Origin of the sequence: Saccharospirillum impatiens DSM 12546, from assembly GCF_000423605.1 — a bacterium.
Lineage (GTDB): Bacteria > Pseudomonadota > Gammaproteobacteria > Pseudomonadales > Natronospirillaceae > Saccharospirillum > Saccharospirillum impatiens.
This window is the reverse complement of sequence record NZ_AUIH01000011.1, coordinates 1-15,261: the sequence shown is the minus strand read 5'-3', so window position 1 is coordinate 15,261 and position 15,261 is coordinate 1. Positions and strand designations below refer to the sequence as shown.

Genomic DNA, 15,261 nt, shown 5'->3' with positions numbered 1-15,261 from the left:
CGGCCGTCTGGCCGCTTAACGGATCACCGGTTATCGATCAGTCTTCCAGCTCGTCCTCGGCTTCTTCAATGGAATCGCCGATCGCGTCACCGCTGTCTTCAAGTGCGTCACCTGCATTGTCTGCAGCCTCTTCGACGGCATCAGCGGCTTGTTCACCCTCACTCGGTTCTTCACAGGCGACCAGGCCCAGGGAAAATAGAACGGCGAGCAGTGCTGTCAGTATAGGATGTTTCATAGGAACTCCTTTTTGAGGTGATGTTGTTTGGCTTGATGATAAAATCGCCGAAAAAAACGCTGCTGCACATATCGGCGGGTGTTCCTAGAGATTAGGGCCTTAATGGCATTTCCAAGGGCGATGCTTGAATCAAACCGCTGGTGCTGGGATGCAGTGCACACTTTGTATGTGACCGGTTCGTGATTGAACCGAACGTCACACCACGACACTCAACTGTCGGTATTGTAGGGATACAAGATCGTTGGCGGGCAGCGTTGACTGCGGCCGTCCTGTTAGTCGAACACAACCGCCATAATTAATGTGAGCACTGCAGTGGCACTTCCCCGTGCTTTTGCCTATTCTGGCCCGCCTGTCTTTCCTGCCGCCTAGAGGTTGACGTGTCCGTATTCTGGAAATTGCGCTGGTTTTTCAAAGTTGAATGGCGTCGCTACTGCATCGCGGTGAGTGCGTTGGTCATCGTTGGATTTGCCGTACTGGTTCCGCCCTGGATCACCGGCCGGGTGGTGGATGGCATCGCTCAGGGCACGCTCACGTTAAACCAACTCTGGCTGAACGCAGGTATCGTCGTCGCCATTGCGCTGGTCAGTTATGTGATGCGAGTCGTGTGGCGGGTGTCTTTATTCGGTGCCAGTTACGCGCTGTCGAACCGGTTGCGCCGTGATATATACCGACACCTGACCCGACAGTCGTCTTCCTTCTTTCAAAAACACAACACCGGCGATTTGATGGCACGGGCCACCAACGACATTCAAGCGGTGGAAATGACCGCAGGCGAAGCGGTGCTCGCGTTATTCGACGGTGCCTTGACCGGCCTGTTGGTTTTGACAGTGATGACCACTCAGATCAGCTGGCAACTGACGCTCATTGCTCTGGTTCCTTGGCCCATCGTGGGTTTTTTCATGTGGCGTTTTGGTCAGGAGCTGCATGCCTCTTTTCGATTGGCTCAGGCGCGGTTCAGTGATTTGAACGACAAGGTTCAGGAAAGCATTTCCGGTATTCGTCTGATTCGGGCTTTCGGTCGTGAAAGTGTCGAAGACGATCAGTTCAACGCCATTGCCCGTGAAGCCAACGCAGCCAATCTTGCGGTCGCGCGCACCGACAGCAAATACGACCCGGCTATTTCTCTGGCCGTGGGCATGTCTTTCTTTTTGAGTGTGGCCGGTGGTGCCTGGTTTATCGTGCACGAACTATTAACCCTCGGTGAACTGACCAGCTTTACGCTGTACCTGGGGTTCATGATCTGGCCCATGTTTGCTGTGGGTTGGATGCTCAATCTGGTTGAGCGTGGCCAGGCCGCTTACGAACGTATTGACGAACTGATGCACACCGAGCCGACGATCAAAGACCAGGGCACATTTACCGGCGATGCCGATGCGTCGATACAGATGAACATTCAGTCGTTCCGCCACGCACCAGAGTTGCCGCCAGTTTTGCAGGAGCTGATGTTATCGGTAGCGGCCGGTGAACTGGTCGGTATTGTTGGCCCAACCGGTGCCGGCAAATCAACCTTGTTGGATTTGCTGGCGCGCCTTCAGGAAGGTGAGGGTGCTGACGTGCAGTTGGGTGGCCGGCCGATCGTTGATTTTACGCTCGACAACCTGCGCCGGCATTTGTCGGTGGTGCCGCAAACGCCGTTTTTGTTTACGGCCACCGTGGCCGAAAATATTGCGCTTGGCCAGCCTGATGCCAGCCGCGACGCCATTGAAGCGGCCGCACGTATTGCCCAGATTCACGATGATATTTTGCGCTTCAGCGACGGCTACGAAACCCTGGTTGGTGAACGTGGTGTGACGCTGTCGGGCGGTCAGAAACAGCGCGTTGCCATCGCTCGTGCGCTGTTGACCGACGCTCCGGTACTCGTTCTTGACGATGCGTTGTCGGCGGTCGATGTCAGAACCGAGCAGGGCATTCTCGCCCATTTGAAGGCAGCCCGTGCCGGTCGCACGACCCTGATCAGTTGTCACCGGCTGACGGCTATTGAAGAGGCCGACCAGATTCTGGTGCTTGACCACGGTCGGTGCATTGAGCGCGGTACGCATGCACAGTTGTTGGCTCTGGGTGGCTGGTACCAGCGCACCTTTGCCTATCAGCAACTGGAGCAGGTTGTGGAGGCCGGGCAATGAAAGGTACGTTCACGCGTTTGCTGCGTTACGGGTTGGCGTATCGCCCCCTGCTGATTCAGGCCGTGTTGTTGCTGACGCTGGCAACGGCGGGCAATGTGCTCGGCCCTTACCTGATCAAGGTGTTCATCGACAGCTTTCTGACGCCGGGCTACTGGGCTATTACGCCGCTGGTGGGTTTGGTTCTGGCTTATCTGACGGCGCAACTGATCTCGGCGGTGTGCTTCTTTCAGCAGGCCATCCGTTTTAACCGGATTGCGCTGGATGTCGTGCAAACCATTCGTGAACAGGTGTTTGCCAAGGTGATGCGGTTGCCGCTGTCGTTCTTTGATCATACCCCGACGGGTAGCCTGATCAGCCGCATCACCAATGATACCGAAGCGATCAAGGATCTGTACGTCAACGTCATTTCCGTGGTGATTCAGAACAGCATTCGCATGACCGGAATCCTGATCGCGATGGCCTTTCTGAACCTTAAATTAATGCTGATTTGTGCGGTGCTGGTGCCGGCGGTAATCAGCATCATGCTGATCTATCAGAAGCTGTCGACACCAGTTTTTCAGCAAGTCCGAACTCTGCTCAGTGATATCAATGCGCGCATGAATGAGGGCATTCAGGGCATGTCGGTGATTCAGCTGATGAATCAGCAGATACGCTTCAGTCGTGCTTTTGAAACAACCAGTACCGACCACTACAAGGCCAAGATTCGCAATGTCATGATCGACGGTCTGATGCTGCGTGCACTGGTTGATCTGGTGTACATGGCCTTGCTGGCGGGCTTGTTGTTCGCCTTTGGCTGGGATTTTCTGAGCCCGACCGGGGCGATTCAGGTGGGCGTCATCTACGCGTTTCTGAATTACCTGGGTAACCTGACCGAACCTGTCATCGACATGATTTCGCGGCTGAACATGTTTCAGCAGGCACTGGTATCGGCCGACCGCGTGTTCTCCTTACTTGATGAAACCACGGTTCCAGTGCCAGCTCATCCCGAGAGCCCGCGCGATGCCTCGGTGAAATTCGACATCGAAGCCTTCAGTTACGATGGCCGCACAACGGTATTGACCGATGTGACCCTCAGAATAGAGCCCGGTCAGTTTGTCGGTATCGTTGGCCATACGGGGTCGGGTAAGAGCACGCTGATGTCATTGTTGATGGGCTTCTACCCGGTCAAACTGGGCACGGTGCGCGTGGGCGACATCCCACTCGACCGTATCGACCCGGCCGAACGCAGCCGGCGCATGGGCCTGGTGCAACAGGATCCCTTCATTTTCATGGGCACCATTGCCGATAACATCCGGCTCGAGTGGGACCTGACCGATGCCGACGTTGAGCAGGCGGCGCGCCAGGCCCAACTGCACGATGCCATCATGCGCATGCCCAAAGGTTACCAGACGGTTCTGACCGAACGTGGCGGCAACCTCAGCAACGGTCAGCGCCAGTTACTTAGCCTGGCCAGAACGCTGGCGCGCAAGCCCGACATCCTGATCCTCGATGAAGCCACCGCCAACATCGACAGCCATACCGAGGCGCTGATCCAGCAGTCGCTGATGGCGCTGCGCGGTCACATCACCATCATCGCCATCGCCCACCGCCTGAGCACCGTGATGGAGGCCGATCAGATCGTGGTGCTGCACCAGGGTCACATTCAACAACAGGGCCACCACAAAGCGCTGATGGCCGAGGAAGGTCTCTACCGCCACATGTATGAGTTACAGCAGCAGAAGGATCCGGTTGGGGTAGTCTGATTCTTGTGGCATTGGTTTGGTGTAGTGCCTTGGTAGGCCTTTGCCCGGTTGGCTGCCGTGCCAGGCGTTCGGCCCCGACCGGTACTAACATTCACCCGGTTCTGCAGGCACATCCCTGTGCCCATCACCTATCGCGGGCATCCATGCCCGCTGTGAATGTTAGTACCGGTCGGAGCCTTTGAATCTGGTTACGCTGACGCTAGCAACTCCCAACTTTACGTCCCTGCCTCCTGAAAATCCTTGCATCTCATCTCAATCTTTCTAAACTTTCAGAAAATACTGAAACTTCGATAATCTCATGATCTGCATCAAGGTGCATGGCAAGGATTTTCTATAAGCGGGATTTGGAGTTTGCAGTGAGATAAGTGCCAGGTGCCGGGTGAGCCTATCCGGGGGAGTCCGCAACATGGATGTTGCGGTCTAGGCCCCATGGAAGGGTTTACGCCGACCCCGGATAGGCTCACCCGGTGCCTGGCACGGACTCCTGGCAATGTATCAAACTGAACCCCGATACCTGTCTTTAATAGAGGGCGCGATGAAGCTAACCACCGAACTTGAAAACATGATCCTGCATTTTGGCGAGATGGCCAGTCGCTGGGGCTTTAATCGGTCTGTCGGGCAAATGCTGGCCTTGCTGGTGTTCAATGAGGAACCCTTGTCTGCCGATGACATCGCCACCTCGCTGAGCCTTTCACGCGGCAATGTCAGCATGGCGTTGAAGGAACTGCACTCCTGGCGGCTGATTCGTACCCACCGTCAACCGGGCGACCGCAAAGACTATTTTCTGGCCAATGGCACGATCTGGGAACTGGCTCAGCAAGTATTGGAGGAGCGCAAAAAGCGCGAAGTGGACCCGACCTTGTCAATGCTGCGCAGCCAGTTGATGAACAGCGACCAGGATGACATGCCCAGCCACGCGCGCCAGCAAATGCATGAAATTCACGACCTGCTCGAACTATTTAATCACTGGTTCGATGACATGCAGCACATGAAACCCGAGCACCTGCAAGCGCTGATGCGACTGGGTTCCGGCGTGGGCAAGGTGCTTGAAATGACCGATCGGATGCGACCGAAAACAAAAAAGAAAGCCATCGGCAATGATTGAATTTTCAAGTTGTATAGCTAGTTGAATTAACGAGCAGCGGTCACCTGGTGTGCCTCTGTGGGGTAGTCCGCAGCATGGACGCTGCGGCCTAGGCTCCATGGACGGATCTACGCCGACCCCACAGGGGCATGCCAGGTGACCGATGCGGGCCAATGCCACCTAACTGGTCCGAACTCCGAATTTTGGCTAACTGTTTACCGTTTTCTGTGGAGGATTTATGGAGTCACAACTCGCCGATGTATTGATGCTGTCGCGCATTCAGTTTGCCGCCAACATCAGCTTTCACATTCTATTCCCGACCATCACCATTGCGCTGGCCTGGTTTCTGGTTTATTTCAAAGTGCGCCATGAGATCAGCGGCCACCCGGTGTGGATGCGGATTTACCGCTTCTGGGTCAAGGTGTTTGCGCTGAGCTTTGCGCTGGGTGTGGTCAGCGGCATCACCATGAGCTTTCAGTTTGGCACCAACTGGCCTGGCTTTATGGAAAAGGTGGGGAATATTGCCGGGCCCTTGCTGGGCTATGAAGTGTTAACCGCCTTTTTTATGGAAGCAACTTTTCTGGGCATCATGCTGTTTGGCAGTCAGCGGGTACCGAGCTGGGTGCACACCTTGTCAACGTTCCTGGTTGCCATTGGCACCTCGCTATCGGCCTTCTGGATCATCGCACTGAACAGTTGGATGCACACGCCAGACGGCTTTGAAATGATCGACGGTGTCGCTCACCCGCTCAGTTGGTGGGACATTATTTTTAACGCCTCCATGCCTTACCGGCTGACGCACATGATGATCGCCTCCGGTCTGACGGCGGCTTTTTTAATTGCAGGCTTGTCGGCTTATCGTCTGCTGAAAGGTGACCAGAAACTCGCGCCGCGTAAAGCGATGAGCGCCGGTATTGTAGTGGCGGCGCTGTTGATTCCAGTGCAGATTTTTGTCGGTGATCTGCATGGCCTGAATACTTTTGAACACCAACCACAAAAAGTCGCGGCAATGGAGGGCGTCTGGGAAACTGAACGAGGCGCACCCCTGCTGCTCTTTGCCTGGCCGGATGAAACAACCCGCTCGAACGCCTTTGAAGTGGGTGTGCCGGGGCTGGCGAGTTTGATTCTGACGCACGATCTGAACGGTGAAATTCCCGGGCTGAACGAGTTCGAGGAAGAGGGCCATCCGCCGGTCAAACCGCTGTTCTTTGGTTTCCGGGTGATGGTTGGATTGGGCCTGTTGATGCTGGCGGTCAGTTGGGTCAGTGTCTGGCTGTTGTGGCGTCGGGGTAATGTGCCGGTGTGGATGCAGCGGGTCCTGGTTGGCATGACGTTCTCCGGCTGGGTCGCTACCCTGGCTGGCTGGTACGTGACCGAGATCGGTCGCCAGCCTTGGCTGGTGTCTGGCGTGTTGCGTACAGCCGACGCGGTAACTACGGTTCCCGGTGCGCAAGTTGGTTTGTCGCTGACCCTGTATCTTGTGACTTATGCGGTGCTGCTTTTTGCCTACTTGCAGACTCTGTTTTATATGGCCCGCAAATCGGTTGAGGTCGAAGAGTTTGAGCGCCATGGCGACGTCGATCTTGATGAGTTGGAGGCTCGGGTTTCCGGGCAGAGCGATAACGCAACACCCGAGGAGGCTCGCTGATGAATCTGACCGACTGGTTACCCGAGATATTTCTGGTACTGATGGGCCTGGCGGTGCTGATTTACGCCGTGCTCGACGGTTTTGATCTGGGCGTTGGCCTGCTGCTGCCGATGGATAACGAACCGCAGCGCAGCCAGATGATCGCTTCCATTGGCCCGTTCTGGGATGCCAATGAAACCTGGCTGGTGCTGGCCGTAGGCATCTTGCTGATCGCCTTTCCCGAGGCACACAGCCTGGTACTTCGCGAGATGTACTTGCCGGCGGCTTTTTTGCTGATCGGCCTGATCTTGAGGGGTGTGTCGTTCGACTTTCGTGCCAAGGCGATTACCGGCCACCGGCGTCTTTGGGATTACACCTTTAAAGCCGGCTCGCTGATTTCATCAATGACGCTCGGGTATATGCTGGGCCGGTATGTGCTGGCGTTTCAACCCGGGTTGGTGGCCCAGGCGTTCGCTGTGCTCAGTGCTGTCTGTGTCACAGCGGCGTTTGCCTACATCGGCGGCGCCTGGTTGGTGATGAAGGCTGAGGGTGACTTGCAGATTCGGGCCGCATACTGGTCGCGACGTGCCGGTTGGGTTGCGGCCATTGGCATTGCGGCGATCAGCATCATGAACCCACTGGTCAGTGCCGATGTCGCCGAGCGCTGGCTGAGCATGCCAGCGGTGTTTCTGCTGATCCCGATCCCGTTGGTGTGCCTGTTGCTCGTCGTCCTGGTCGATCAATACCTGAAGCAGGTGCCCACCCGCAACGACGTGGGTTGCTGGTTTCCCTTTGTCGCCGTGGCATTGCTGTTTGTGCTCAGTTTTCTCGGCCTTGCCTACAGTTTTTTCCCGTACGTGGTGCCCGGGCAGTTAACCGCCGCCGAATCAGCCAGCGCGACGGCGTCGTTGCAGTTCATAGGGGTGGGGGTAGCGATTGTATTGCCACTGATTCTGGCCTACACCGCCTTTGCCTATCGGGTGTTCTGGGGTAAATCAACCGAGCTCAAATACTATTGACCAAGCAGGGTTAGCAAGACCGGGCATTAACCACCCAAATGCCCGGTCTTAACCCAGGCTTCGGCACTGCCCGCCAGTTCGATGGTCGACAGTGACGTTGCCGGTAACCGAATCCAGGTACCGGGCCCCCAGGGTCGGCCGGCATAGGTGCAGGCGCCGTTTAGCAACAACAACTCGATGCCTCCGGGGTGATCTTCAGCACTGAGGTTGATGATGTCGGCAGGGCGCAACAACTGCACCTGTTCATACCCGGAAAACAGCGTTGAGGATTCCCCCGTAGCAGTCGGTTCAATCACCAGTCGGGTTTGATCATCAGGCCGGAACTGCTGCAGTTTTACCAGGATCAGACAGCCCGTCTCGCTGAAAGGTTTGTGGTCCGAACCTGGCGGATTACGAACATAGGTGCCCGCCGGGTAGTCTCCGCTCTCGTCTGAAAACACGCCTGCCAATACCAGAAACTCTTCACCCAGAGGATGGGTGTGGCCGTCGAACCGACTGTTGGGTTCATAAGCCACCAGGCTGGTGGCCCGCGTCGTTTTCTCACCGCCATTGCGCTCCAGCATTATTCGCTGCACACCCGGAGCGGGTGAAGGCACCCACTGGGCGCGTTCGGTGTTTATGATGGCCGGTTGGGAGAGGTCTGCGTTCAGGGCGGTCACGGGGGTTTCACGGGCCGATAACGCGTTGTCGGGCCGGGATTCGTAGAGCCGGCGCCAAAAAGGGTCTAGTGCGATCATGAGCGATTCTATTTCCAGAAGGTATGTCTTATATACTCGTTCATGAATCGGGTGGATGCTAGTTTTCGTTTATTTTATGAGTCACGCTGTTGTCATTGAATGCGACCCAGCACCATATCCAAAAAAGCCTGTCGCGTTTCAACGTCGGTACGGCGGAAATGCTCAAAGGATACCGTGCCTTCAGCTGTGCGCCAGTTTGCCGGCAGACGTATGCCCCAGATAGGCGCGACCTCATGTGGCAGCATGGCATAGCGCACATCGCCAATCACACCGGGTTGTTCCGGATGCCAGACGAGATAGCCACTGGCGAAGCGATGGAATCGTTCAATGTCCTGAAAGAGCCGGCTGTCCGTTTCCAGCGGCGCGAAGGCCGATTGATAATCCAGAACAGGGGTTCGGTCGCCGGGAATAGCATCGGTTCCAAAGCCTGCGCGTATCGCATTGATGTAATAGTGGCCATCGAACTCATAGAGCGTGCGCCATAACACGAGGTTTCCCAGCGTCGGTTTGACGACCAGTCGCTCCGGCTGATGGCCCTGGCCAGCCGCTATCGACTGCACCTGAGCGCGGACCCGTTCGTGCTGTAGTCCGCCGACAGTGAGGTAAGTCAGCATCAGTGCCACGCCGACCCGTGCCGCACCAGCCTGCCGGCGAGTCAGAGCGATGCCAAAGCCAGCCATGAGCAACAGGGTCGCTACCGGGTCTACAACCGAGATCAGGTTCCAGGCTACCGGGTTGCCTGAAAAGGGGCCGAACAATTGAGTGCCATAGCTGGTGCAGGCATCGAGTAGCGCATGGGTCGCGTACCCAGCCGTCGTGAACAACGCCAGTTTGCGAAACGGGAGGGTGCGTCGTAACAAGGGCCACAGAATAAGGGCAGCGACCAGGCCGCCAACAGGAATAAACACCAACCAGTGTGTTAAGGCCCGGTGGACTTCGAGGTTCAGAAGCGGGTCTTCACTCGAGCGCACCAGAATATCGATATCGGCCAGTATGCCGCCAACAAAGCCAGCCAGACTGGCCACCAGCAAGCGGTGTTTTTTCGCCAGGCTCTGCGCCAGCGCTCCGCCTATCAGGCCGTGGGTGAGAATATCCAAGAGTGCCGGGCTACCTTGCGAACAGGGAAGCTGCAAGCCTAAGGGCTTATGGGGGCGTTGCCAACCAGTTGCCGTTGTCCATTCACCGTTGCCATATTGAGCCAGCCAGTACCTGTTGGTTATAACGCCGATTCCCATTCGGGGCGGATTGGATTCCTCGAAAGTTTGGGTGTATGGTCAAAAAATGGCTTTTTTGGGAGCCTTGACTAGGGATGCAACGATATGCAGACAGCACTGATCCTGGAAGATCACCCCGACAGCCGCAAATGGCTGGCCGGTATTCTGAGTGAAGCCCTGCCTGGCGTAACCATCGACGCTGTGGACAACCTTGAGCGGGCAAAAAGACAGTTGCAACAGGCGCGCTATGATCTGGCCTTACTGGACATCAGTTTGCCGGATGGCAACGGAACCAACCTGATCAGGCAGATCCGCGCTTTCAATGCCGACACCTATGTTGTGATGGCGACTATCTACGATGATGATGATCATCTCTTCGCAGCGTTGAAAGAGGGTGCGCAGGGGTTTCTGCTGAAGGATCAGCCGCGAGAGCGTCTGGTTGAGCAGATACAGGGCATAACTCGGGGCGAACCGCCGCTGTCACCGAGCATCGCGCGTCGCGTGTTGCGCCATTTCCGGAATGTTGCCACTGCGACTCCCTCACCCACAGCCGATCAGACCGGGCTAACAGCCCGGGAAGAGGAAGTTTTGCGGTTGCTGGCGAACGGTTACAAGCGCTGCGACATATCTTCGGCGCTCGATATCTCCAGTAACACCGTCGCCGCGCACACCAAACAAATCTACCGCAAATTGAATGTATCCGGGCGTGCGGAGGCAACCCTGCAAGCTGTGCGTCTGGGAGTGGTGGATGGCTAGCCACGCCCAGCCTGCTTTTCCGCCTTTGTCATTGCTTTCCCTGGTTACCTTTTTCGTTGTATTGGCAGTGGTTTGCGTTACTGGTCTTTCAATTCAGGGCCCTTGGCTGGGCTTGACGGTCGAGCCCGCTGGCGACCGGGGTTTAGCCGTTGTGAGTGTCCACCCGGAAGGGCCGCTGACCGGTGAGTTGTCGCCGGGTGAGCACCTGGTTGCGGTGACCGCACCGGATTCCGGGCAGGCGTTGTCATTGCGCACTTATGACCCGGCGTTCAACCCGCATTCGCAAAGCCGCTATCAGGGCTATAACGACTACATGCAGTATCAGGGGAAGATCGCATCAGCTTTACAGCACGATGCAGTCAACCTGGAGCTCAGCGATGGCTCGACGGTGACTGTGAATGCCTTGTCGTCTCGCCCCATCTCATCGCTACCGGTCGCCTTTTGGTTATTGAATCTCTTTGGTGCCATGGCCTGCCTGGTGAGCCTGTCTGTGTGGATGTTCAGGCCAGGTCACTGGCCGGCCAGGCTGTTGGCTTTATCGGGCAGTGGTTTCTTTTTTGCGACCTTGTTGCACAGTGTCTGGGAGGCCCGGGAACTGGCTTTACCCAGAGCAACCTTTGAACTCCTGATGCGCGGCAATCACATTGGGCTTCATCTGCTGCTGGTATCACTGCTGGTGCTGATGGTGATCTACCCGAGACGTCTGCCAACCGCGAAGTGGCTGGTCCCGGGGCTGCTGCTGTTGACCGTTGCTCAACAGCTCAATGAAAACCTGCAACTGTGGAATCTGCCCCAGCATACGTTCTATCTGCCGCTGGCGTTTTACTATCTGGCCGGTGTTACCGCTGCCGTGATTCAGTGGCGACTGGCCCGCTATCACCCACTGGACAGGGGTGCCTTGCGCTGGCTGTTTCTTTCTATTCTGATGGCCATGGGCGGCGGTATGCTGGTGTATTTCCTGCCTGCGTTGCTTGGCTATGCACCGCTGTCTGACCTTACCACCATGGTGGGAATTGCCAGTACGCTGTATATAGGGTTTGCGCTGGGTATCCTGAGGTATCGTCTGTTTCAGATTGAACGTTGGTGGTTCATCGCCTGGGCATGGTTTCTGGGCGGTTTTCTGGTGCTGCTGGTCGACCTGTTGGTGGTGTCATTTCTGGGCGTAAACCAGGGCTACGCATTAACGTTTTCAGTGCTGGCGGTCTGTTGGCTCTATTTGCCGTTCAGGCAATGGCTTTGGCGGCGGCTATTGCCGTCTTCGGAAGTCTATATGGAGCAATACCTGCCGGGTTTTGTGGAGGCACTGTTTACCAGTTTGCCGGGTAAGGAGGCTGAACACTGGCGCAGTATGCTGGTCACCGTTTTTCAGCCCCTGGCTCTGGAAACCGGAGAAAAACCAGTAGCGCGAACTGAGTTGGTGAGCAACGGGGCGCGGTTGTTGGTTCCATCGCTGAATGATGACGCTCCCGCTCTGAGTTTGCTTTACGGCCAGCATGGAAGACGCCTGTTTACCGAGCGTGACCGAAAACTGGCCGAGGCATTATCGGCCGTTGCATCCCGTGTTTGCAACTTGCGTGCAGCGAGAATGGCGGGCGCGGATCAGGAACGAAAACGTATCATGCGTGATTTGCACGATGACGTGGGCGGACGTTTGCTTACCCTGATGCATACCGCAACCGAGGAACGTTACGTCAATCTAGCCAGGGGCGCACTGTCAGCCTTGCGCGAGACGATTTATGCGCTTGATGAACGGCGCCGTTATAACCTTCAGGACATGCTGGACGAATTCCGCCTGGAACTGGAAGAGCGGGCAACTGCTGCCGGGCTGAATGTCGTATGGCGAGGCGTGCCTCCGGCGGGTTCCATCTCCCTACCGCCGCGCTACTTCATTAACCTCAGACGTGTTCTGAGTGAAGCGGTCAGCAATGCTGTGGTACATGGTGGCAGCGGCCAGCTTGATGTCTACTTTTCGGTCAATGCACACCAAATCGAATTTCAGCTGGAAAATGTTCTGCGGTGCGATACCTCGGAAAATTCGGACAGGTTCAGGGGGCGAGGCTTGAATAACATGTACACGCGCATAGCCGAGCTGGAGGGTGAGCTCAGTCTGTTTTGTCGTGTGGGTGAGGCACCACGCTTTTGCCTTCACGCAGTGGTACCGATACCCACAGACAAAGAGCTGTAAAACTTACTCGCTCTTGAACCCGAAGCAGGTTCCCGGGCATATCTCGCTTACAAACGCGGTACTGGCTGTCGTCCCGCTGGTGCGCCACACATCACCCATGGAGCTGAACAGCAAGGTGTCACCGCCTTCTGCCTGCAGTAGAGGTTTGCCGCCATTGCTGCCGGTAAAGCCTGAATGCAATAACTCGACATTGTTGCCTGTGGCTGTCCAGATTCCCTTATTGCTACCGGTGAAATCAGACTCGATATTGGGTCGGGTATGCACAAAGAACAACTGGCCCGTCGCTACCGCCATATCAATGCCACCGCCGAGCACGCTGTCTTCCAAGTCGACAAGCAAGCCACTTTCAGTGCTATCTGCGTACCAGAGCTGCAAGGCTTCGCCAGACGATTTGCTTCTGTCATTGACATAAAAATAGGCATGGTCACCGGCGGCCAAAAGCGGTTGGCTTATGTCTGTTGGCCCGCTACCACCCATCATTAACCGATACTCATCGTCATCTTCATCGAACACTTTTGTCGTGCCTGCGTCAGTGCCATCCGATACCCACACAGCACCATCATCGGTCCCGGTGGCGGGCTCGCGACGCGTCAGAAAAAACAGAGTGTCATCAGCGACAGCCAGATCAATAGGCCCGGTGTTGAAGGAGTCAGACATTTCCTTCACCTTCTCGGCATGGTCCAGCTCACCATTGGTTCGCCACAAGTCGCAGCCACCGCCCGAGCCGTCATTGGCGGAGAAATAGAGCATGCCGTCGAGCTCCACAAAGCCTTCAGTGCACGTGAAAAGGGAGCCCAGTCCGCCGTCAGTCTGGATATCGGCCACCATCTCGGTGTTTGCGTCCGTGCCGTCGCTGCGCCACAGTTCCGCACCATTCGTACCATCGTTGGCGCGAAAGTAGAGATGGTTTTTAAAGGGAGTCAGTAATGAGAGACCGTTGTCCAGGGTGACATCGGTGTCTGCCGGGCCGGTTCCGGCAATGGTGCCGTCGCTTTTCCAGATCCATATTTCACCGGATTCACTGCGCCCGCGAAAGTAGAGCATGCCATCGAATTCAGACAGCGTGGTCGCCGTTCCGGCATCAAGCTCCGTCGAATCCGTCAGCCGCAGGGTGCCGCTTTCGGTACCATCACTGACCCAAAGCTGCTGGCCGTAGCCTTCGTTGTCATCGGCGACGAAAAATACCTTGTCACCAACCGGTGTGATCTGTTCTATGTCAGCATCTTCGCCCGGTGCAACGGCTTTCACTTTTAGAGTGCCGGATTCTGTGCCGTCCGTCTTCCAGAGCTGGCTGCCATCTGATGTGTTGCCACTGCTGCCATCGTTGCCGATGAAATAGGTTGTGCTTGAAAAAGCGGAAAGGTTGCTGCTTCCGTTGCCCCCGTTGCCGCCATCACCGTTGCCACCGTTGTCTGTACCATCACCGCCACTTGAGCTTTCGCCACAGCCTGCGAGCACTGCAGGAATGATGGCCAGTATTGCTACCCAGGCATTGGGTCGAGTTAATTCCAGGTTAACCATGAATGCTTCCCTCTGGTAGTTGCCAACTTGAGAACCGGTTTGGCAGTTGACCGGCTTGCTGATTTGGTCAGTTTGAGCGCCGTGTCCAACCGAGGTCGCCTGCGAAGTAAGCATTTCTTGCGGCACCCAAGACTCACTGGCAGGCAGAGCGTTTTCCCGTCAATACAGATACACCGCACCCGACCGACTGCTGCTGGTATCCGTTAGATCACCATTGATGCCCGTCGCAGCGCTGGCTTCACGGGGCGAACCGACCGCCAACGACTGTCCATCTGCAGACAGGTCCAGTCCATTTGCGAACCTATTGCCGGTTCGTGTGTTGGTCGCTTTGACATAGGCTTGCTGGCTCCAGATCGCCTGATTGCGCGTAAACAGATAAACCGCGCCGCTGCCACTGGCGGAGGTATCTTCCTGGTCACCATTGATACCGGTAGCGTTGCTTTCTTCGCGCCTTGCCGCCACGGCCAGAGCATTGCCATCGGCCGAGAGTTTGACGGAGTGGCCGAACCATTTTCCCGGGCTGGCCATGGAAGAGGCCTTCAGGTATTCCTGTTGGCTCCAATTGGTTCCGGAGCGAGTAAAGACGTAAACGGCTCCTTCATTCGTGGACGGGGAAAAGTCGTTCGACGGGTCAGCACCGATGCCCGTTGATTGACTGTCTTCGCCGTAAGTGCCAACTATTGTGGACCCCACTGTCAAGACCACTAATGCATTAAATTAAGGTAAAATGCCCTATGGGTTAAATTGTATTCTTACGCGGCTTGCAGCCATTGCACAGCAGTGCCATGTACTTCTGCCGGTGTCCTGTTGTTGAGCGATTGATGCGGCCGCTCATGGTTGTAAAACCGGAAGTAGGCACTCAAGCCGTCCCGTGCTTCCTGCATCGTCTGATATTGCTTTAGATACACTTCCTCGTACTTGACGGAACGCCAGAGCCGCTCGACAAATATATTGTCCAGTGCCCGGCCCTTGCCATCCATGCTGATCTTTATTTCGTTAGCCTTGAGCACGCCGGTAA

General features: G+C 56.1%; 13 protein-coding genes. 7 read left to right on the top strand and 6 right to left on the bottom strand.

Annotation, left to right across the window (positions count from 1 at the left end; all coding sequences use genetic code 11):
- Positions 1–37: 37 nt before the first annotated feature.
- Positions 38–235 carry a hypothetical protein gene (locus tag G565_RS0109470; protein ID WP_028670708.1) on the bottom strand — a complete coding sequence of 66 codons (198 nt, stop codon included), beginning with the start codon at positions 233–235 and terminating at the stop codon, positions 38–40.
- A gap of 377 nt (positions 236–612) precedes the next feature.
- On the opposite strand from G565_RS0109470, the gene G565_RS0109465 reads away from it, so the two are divergent.
- The 5 genes from G565_RS0109465 to cydB all read left to right on the top strand — a co-directional run bounded on the left by G565_RS0109465 (position 613) and on the right by cydB (position 7,830).
- Positions 613–2,358, top strand: a complete 1,746-nt coding sequence (locus G565_RS0109465) for an ABC transporter transmembrane domain-containing protein (RefSeq protein WP_028670707.1) — start codon at positions 613–615, stop codon at positions 2,356–2,358.
- Positions 2,355–4,100, top strand: a complete 1,746-nt coding sequence (locus G565_RS0109460; protein ID WP_028670706.1) for an ABC transporter ATP-binding protein — start codon at positions 2,355–2,357, stop codon at positions 4,098–4,100. The genes G565_RS0109465 and G565_RS0109460 overlap by 4 nt, the downstream gene beginning before the upstream one ends.
- A gap of 535 nt (positions 4,101–4,635) precedes the next feature.
- Entirely contained in the window at positions 4,636–5,205 is a 570-nt protein-coding gene (locus tag G565_RS0109455; protein ID WP_028670705.1) for a GbsR/MarR family transcriptional regulator, read from the top strand.
- A gap of 217 nt (positions 5,206–5,422) precedes the next feature.
- A complete protein-coding gene (locus G565_RS0109450; protein WP_028670704.1) occupies positions 5,423–6,832 on the top strand; it encodes a cytochrome ubiquinol oxidase subunit I in 1,410 nt (469 codons plus the stop codon).
- The gene (cydB, locus tag G565_RS0109445; protein ID WP_211227153.1) at positions 6,832–7,830 is read left to right on the top strand and encodes a cytochrome d ubiquinol oxidase subunit II; all 999 of its coding nucleotides are present in this window, start codon (positions 6,832–6,834) and stop codon (positions 7,828–7,830) included. The genes G565_RS0109450 and cydB overlap by 1 nt, the downstream gene beginning before the upstream one ends.
- Before the next feature lie 26 nt (positions 7,831–7,856).
- Here cydB and G565_RS0109440 read toward each other — a convergent pair whose 3' ends face one another.
- A complete protein-coding gene (locus tag G565_RS0109440) occupies positions 7,857–8,567 on the bottom strand; it encodes a cupin domain-containing protein (protein ID WP_051207700.1) in 711 nt (236 codons plus the stop codon).
- A gap of 92 nt (positions 8,568–8,659) precedes the next feature.
- Entirely contained in the window at positions 8,660–9,664 is a 1,005-nt protein-coding gene (locus tag G565_RS0109435; protein WP_028670701.1) for a metal-dependent hydrolase, read from the bottom strand.
- A 222-nt stretch (positions 9,665–9,886) separates the two neighbouring features.
- On the opposite strand from G565_RS0109435, the gene G565_RS0109430 reads away from it, so the two are divergent.
- Together G565_RS0109430 and G565_RS0109425 are read left to right on the top strand one after the other, a co-directional pair.
- Positions 9,887–10,537, top strand: a complete 651-nt coding sequence (locus G565_RS0109430; RefSeq protein WP_028670700.1) for a response regulator — start codon at positions 9,887–9,889, stop codon at positions 10,535–10,537.
- Positions 10,530–12,722, top strand: coding sequence for a sensor histidine kinase (locus G565_RS0109425; protein WP_028670699.1), 2,193 nt, complete (start codon positions 10,530–10,532; stop codon positions 12,720–12,722). The genes G565_RS0109430 and G565_RS0109425 overlap by 8 nt, the downstream gene beginning before the upstream one ends.
- Before the next feature lie 3 nt (positions 12,723–12,725).
- On the opposite strand, the gene G565_RS0109420 is transcribed toward G565_RS0109425, so the two are convergent.
- From G565_RS0109420 to G565_RS0109410, 3 genes are all read right to left on the bottom strand, one after another.
- Complete coding sequence (locus G565_RS0109420; RefSeq protein ID WP_169579635.1) at positions 12,726–14,243, bottom strand: hypothetical protein; 1,518 nt, start codon at positions 14,241–14,243, stop codon at positions 12,726–12,728.
- A 159-nt stretch (positions 14,244–14,402) separates the two neighbouring features.
- On the bottom strand, positions 14,403–14,936 hold the full coding sequence (locus G565_RS0109415) for a hypothetical protein (RefSeq protein WP_157600042.1): 534 nt from the start codon (positions 14,934–14,936) through the stop codon (positions 14,403–14,405).
- Between the two features lie 59 nt (positions 14,937–14,995).
- The coding region (locus G565_RS0109410) for an integrase core domain-containing protein (RefSeq protein ID WP_028670696.1) at positions 14,996–15,261 on the bottom strand (266 nt) is incomplete at its 5' end.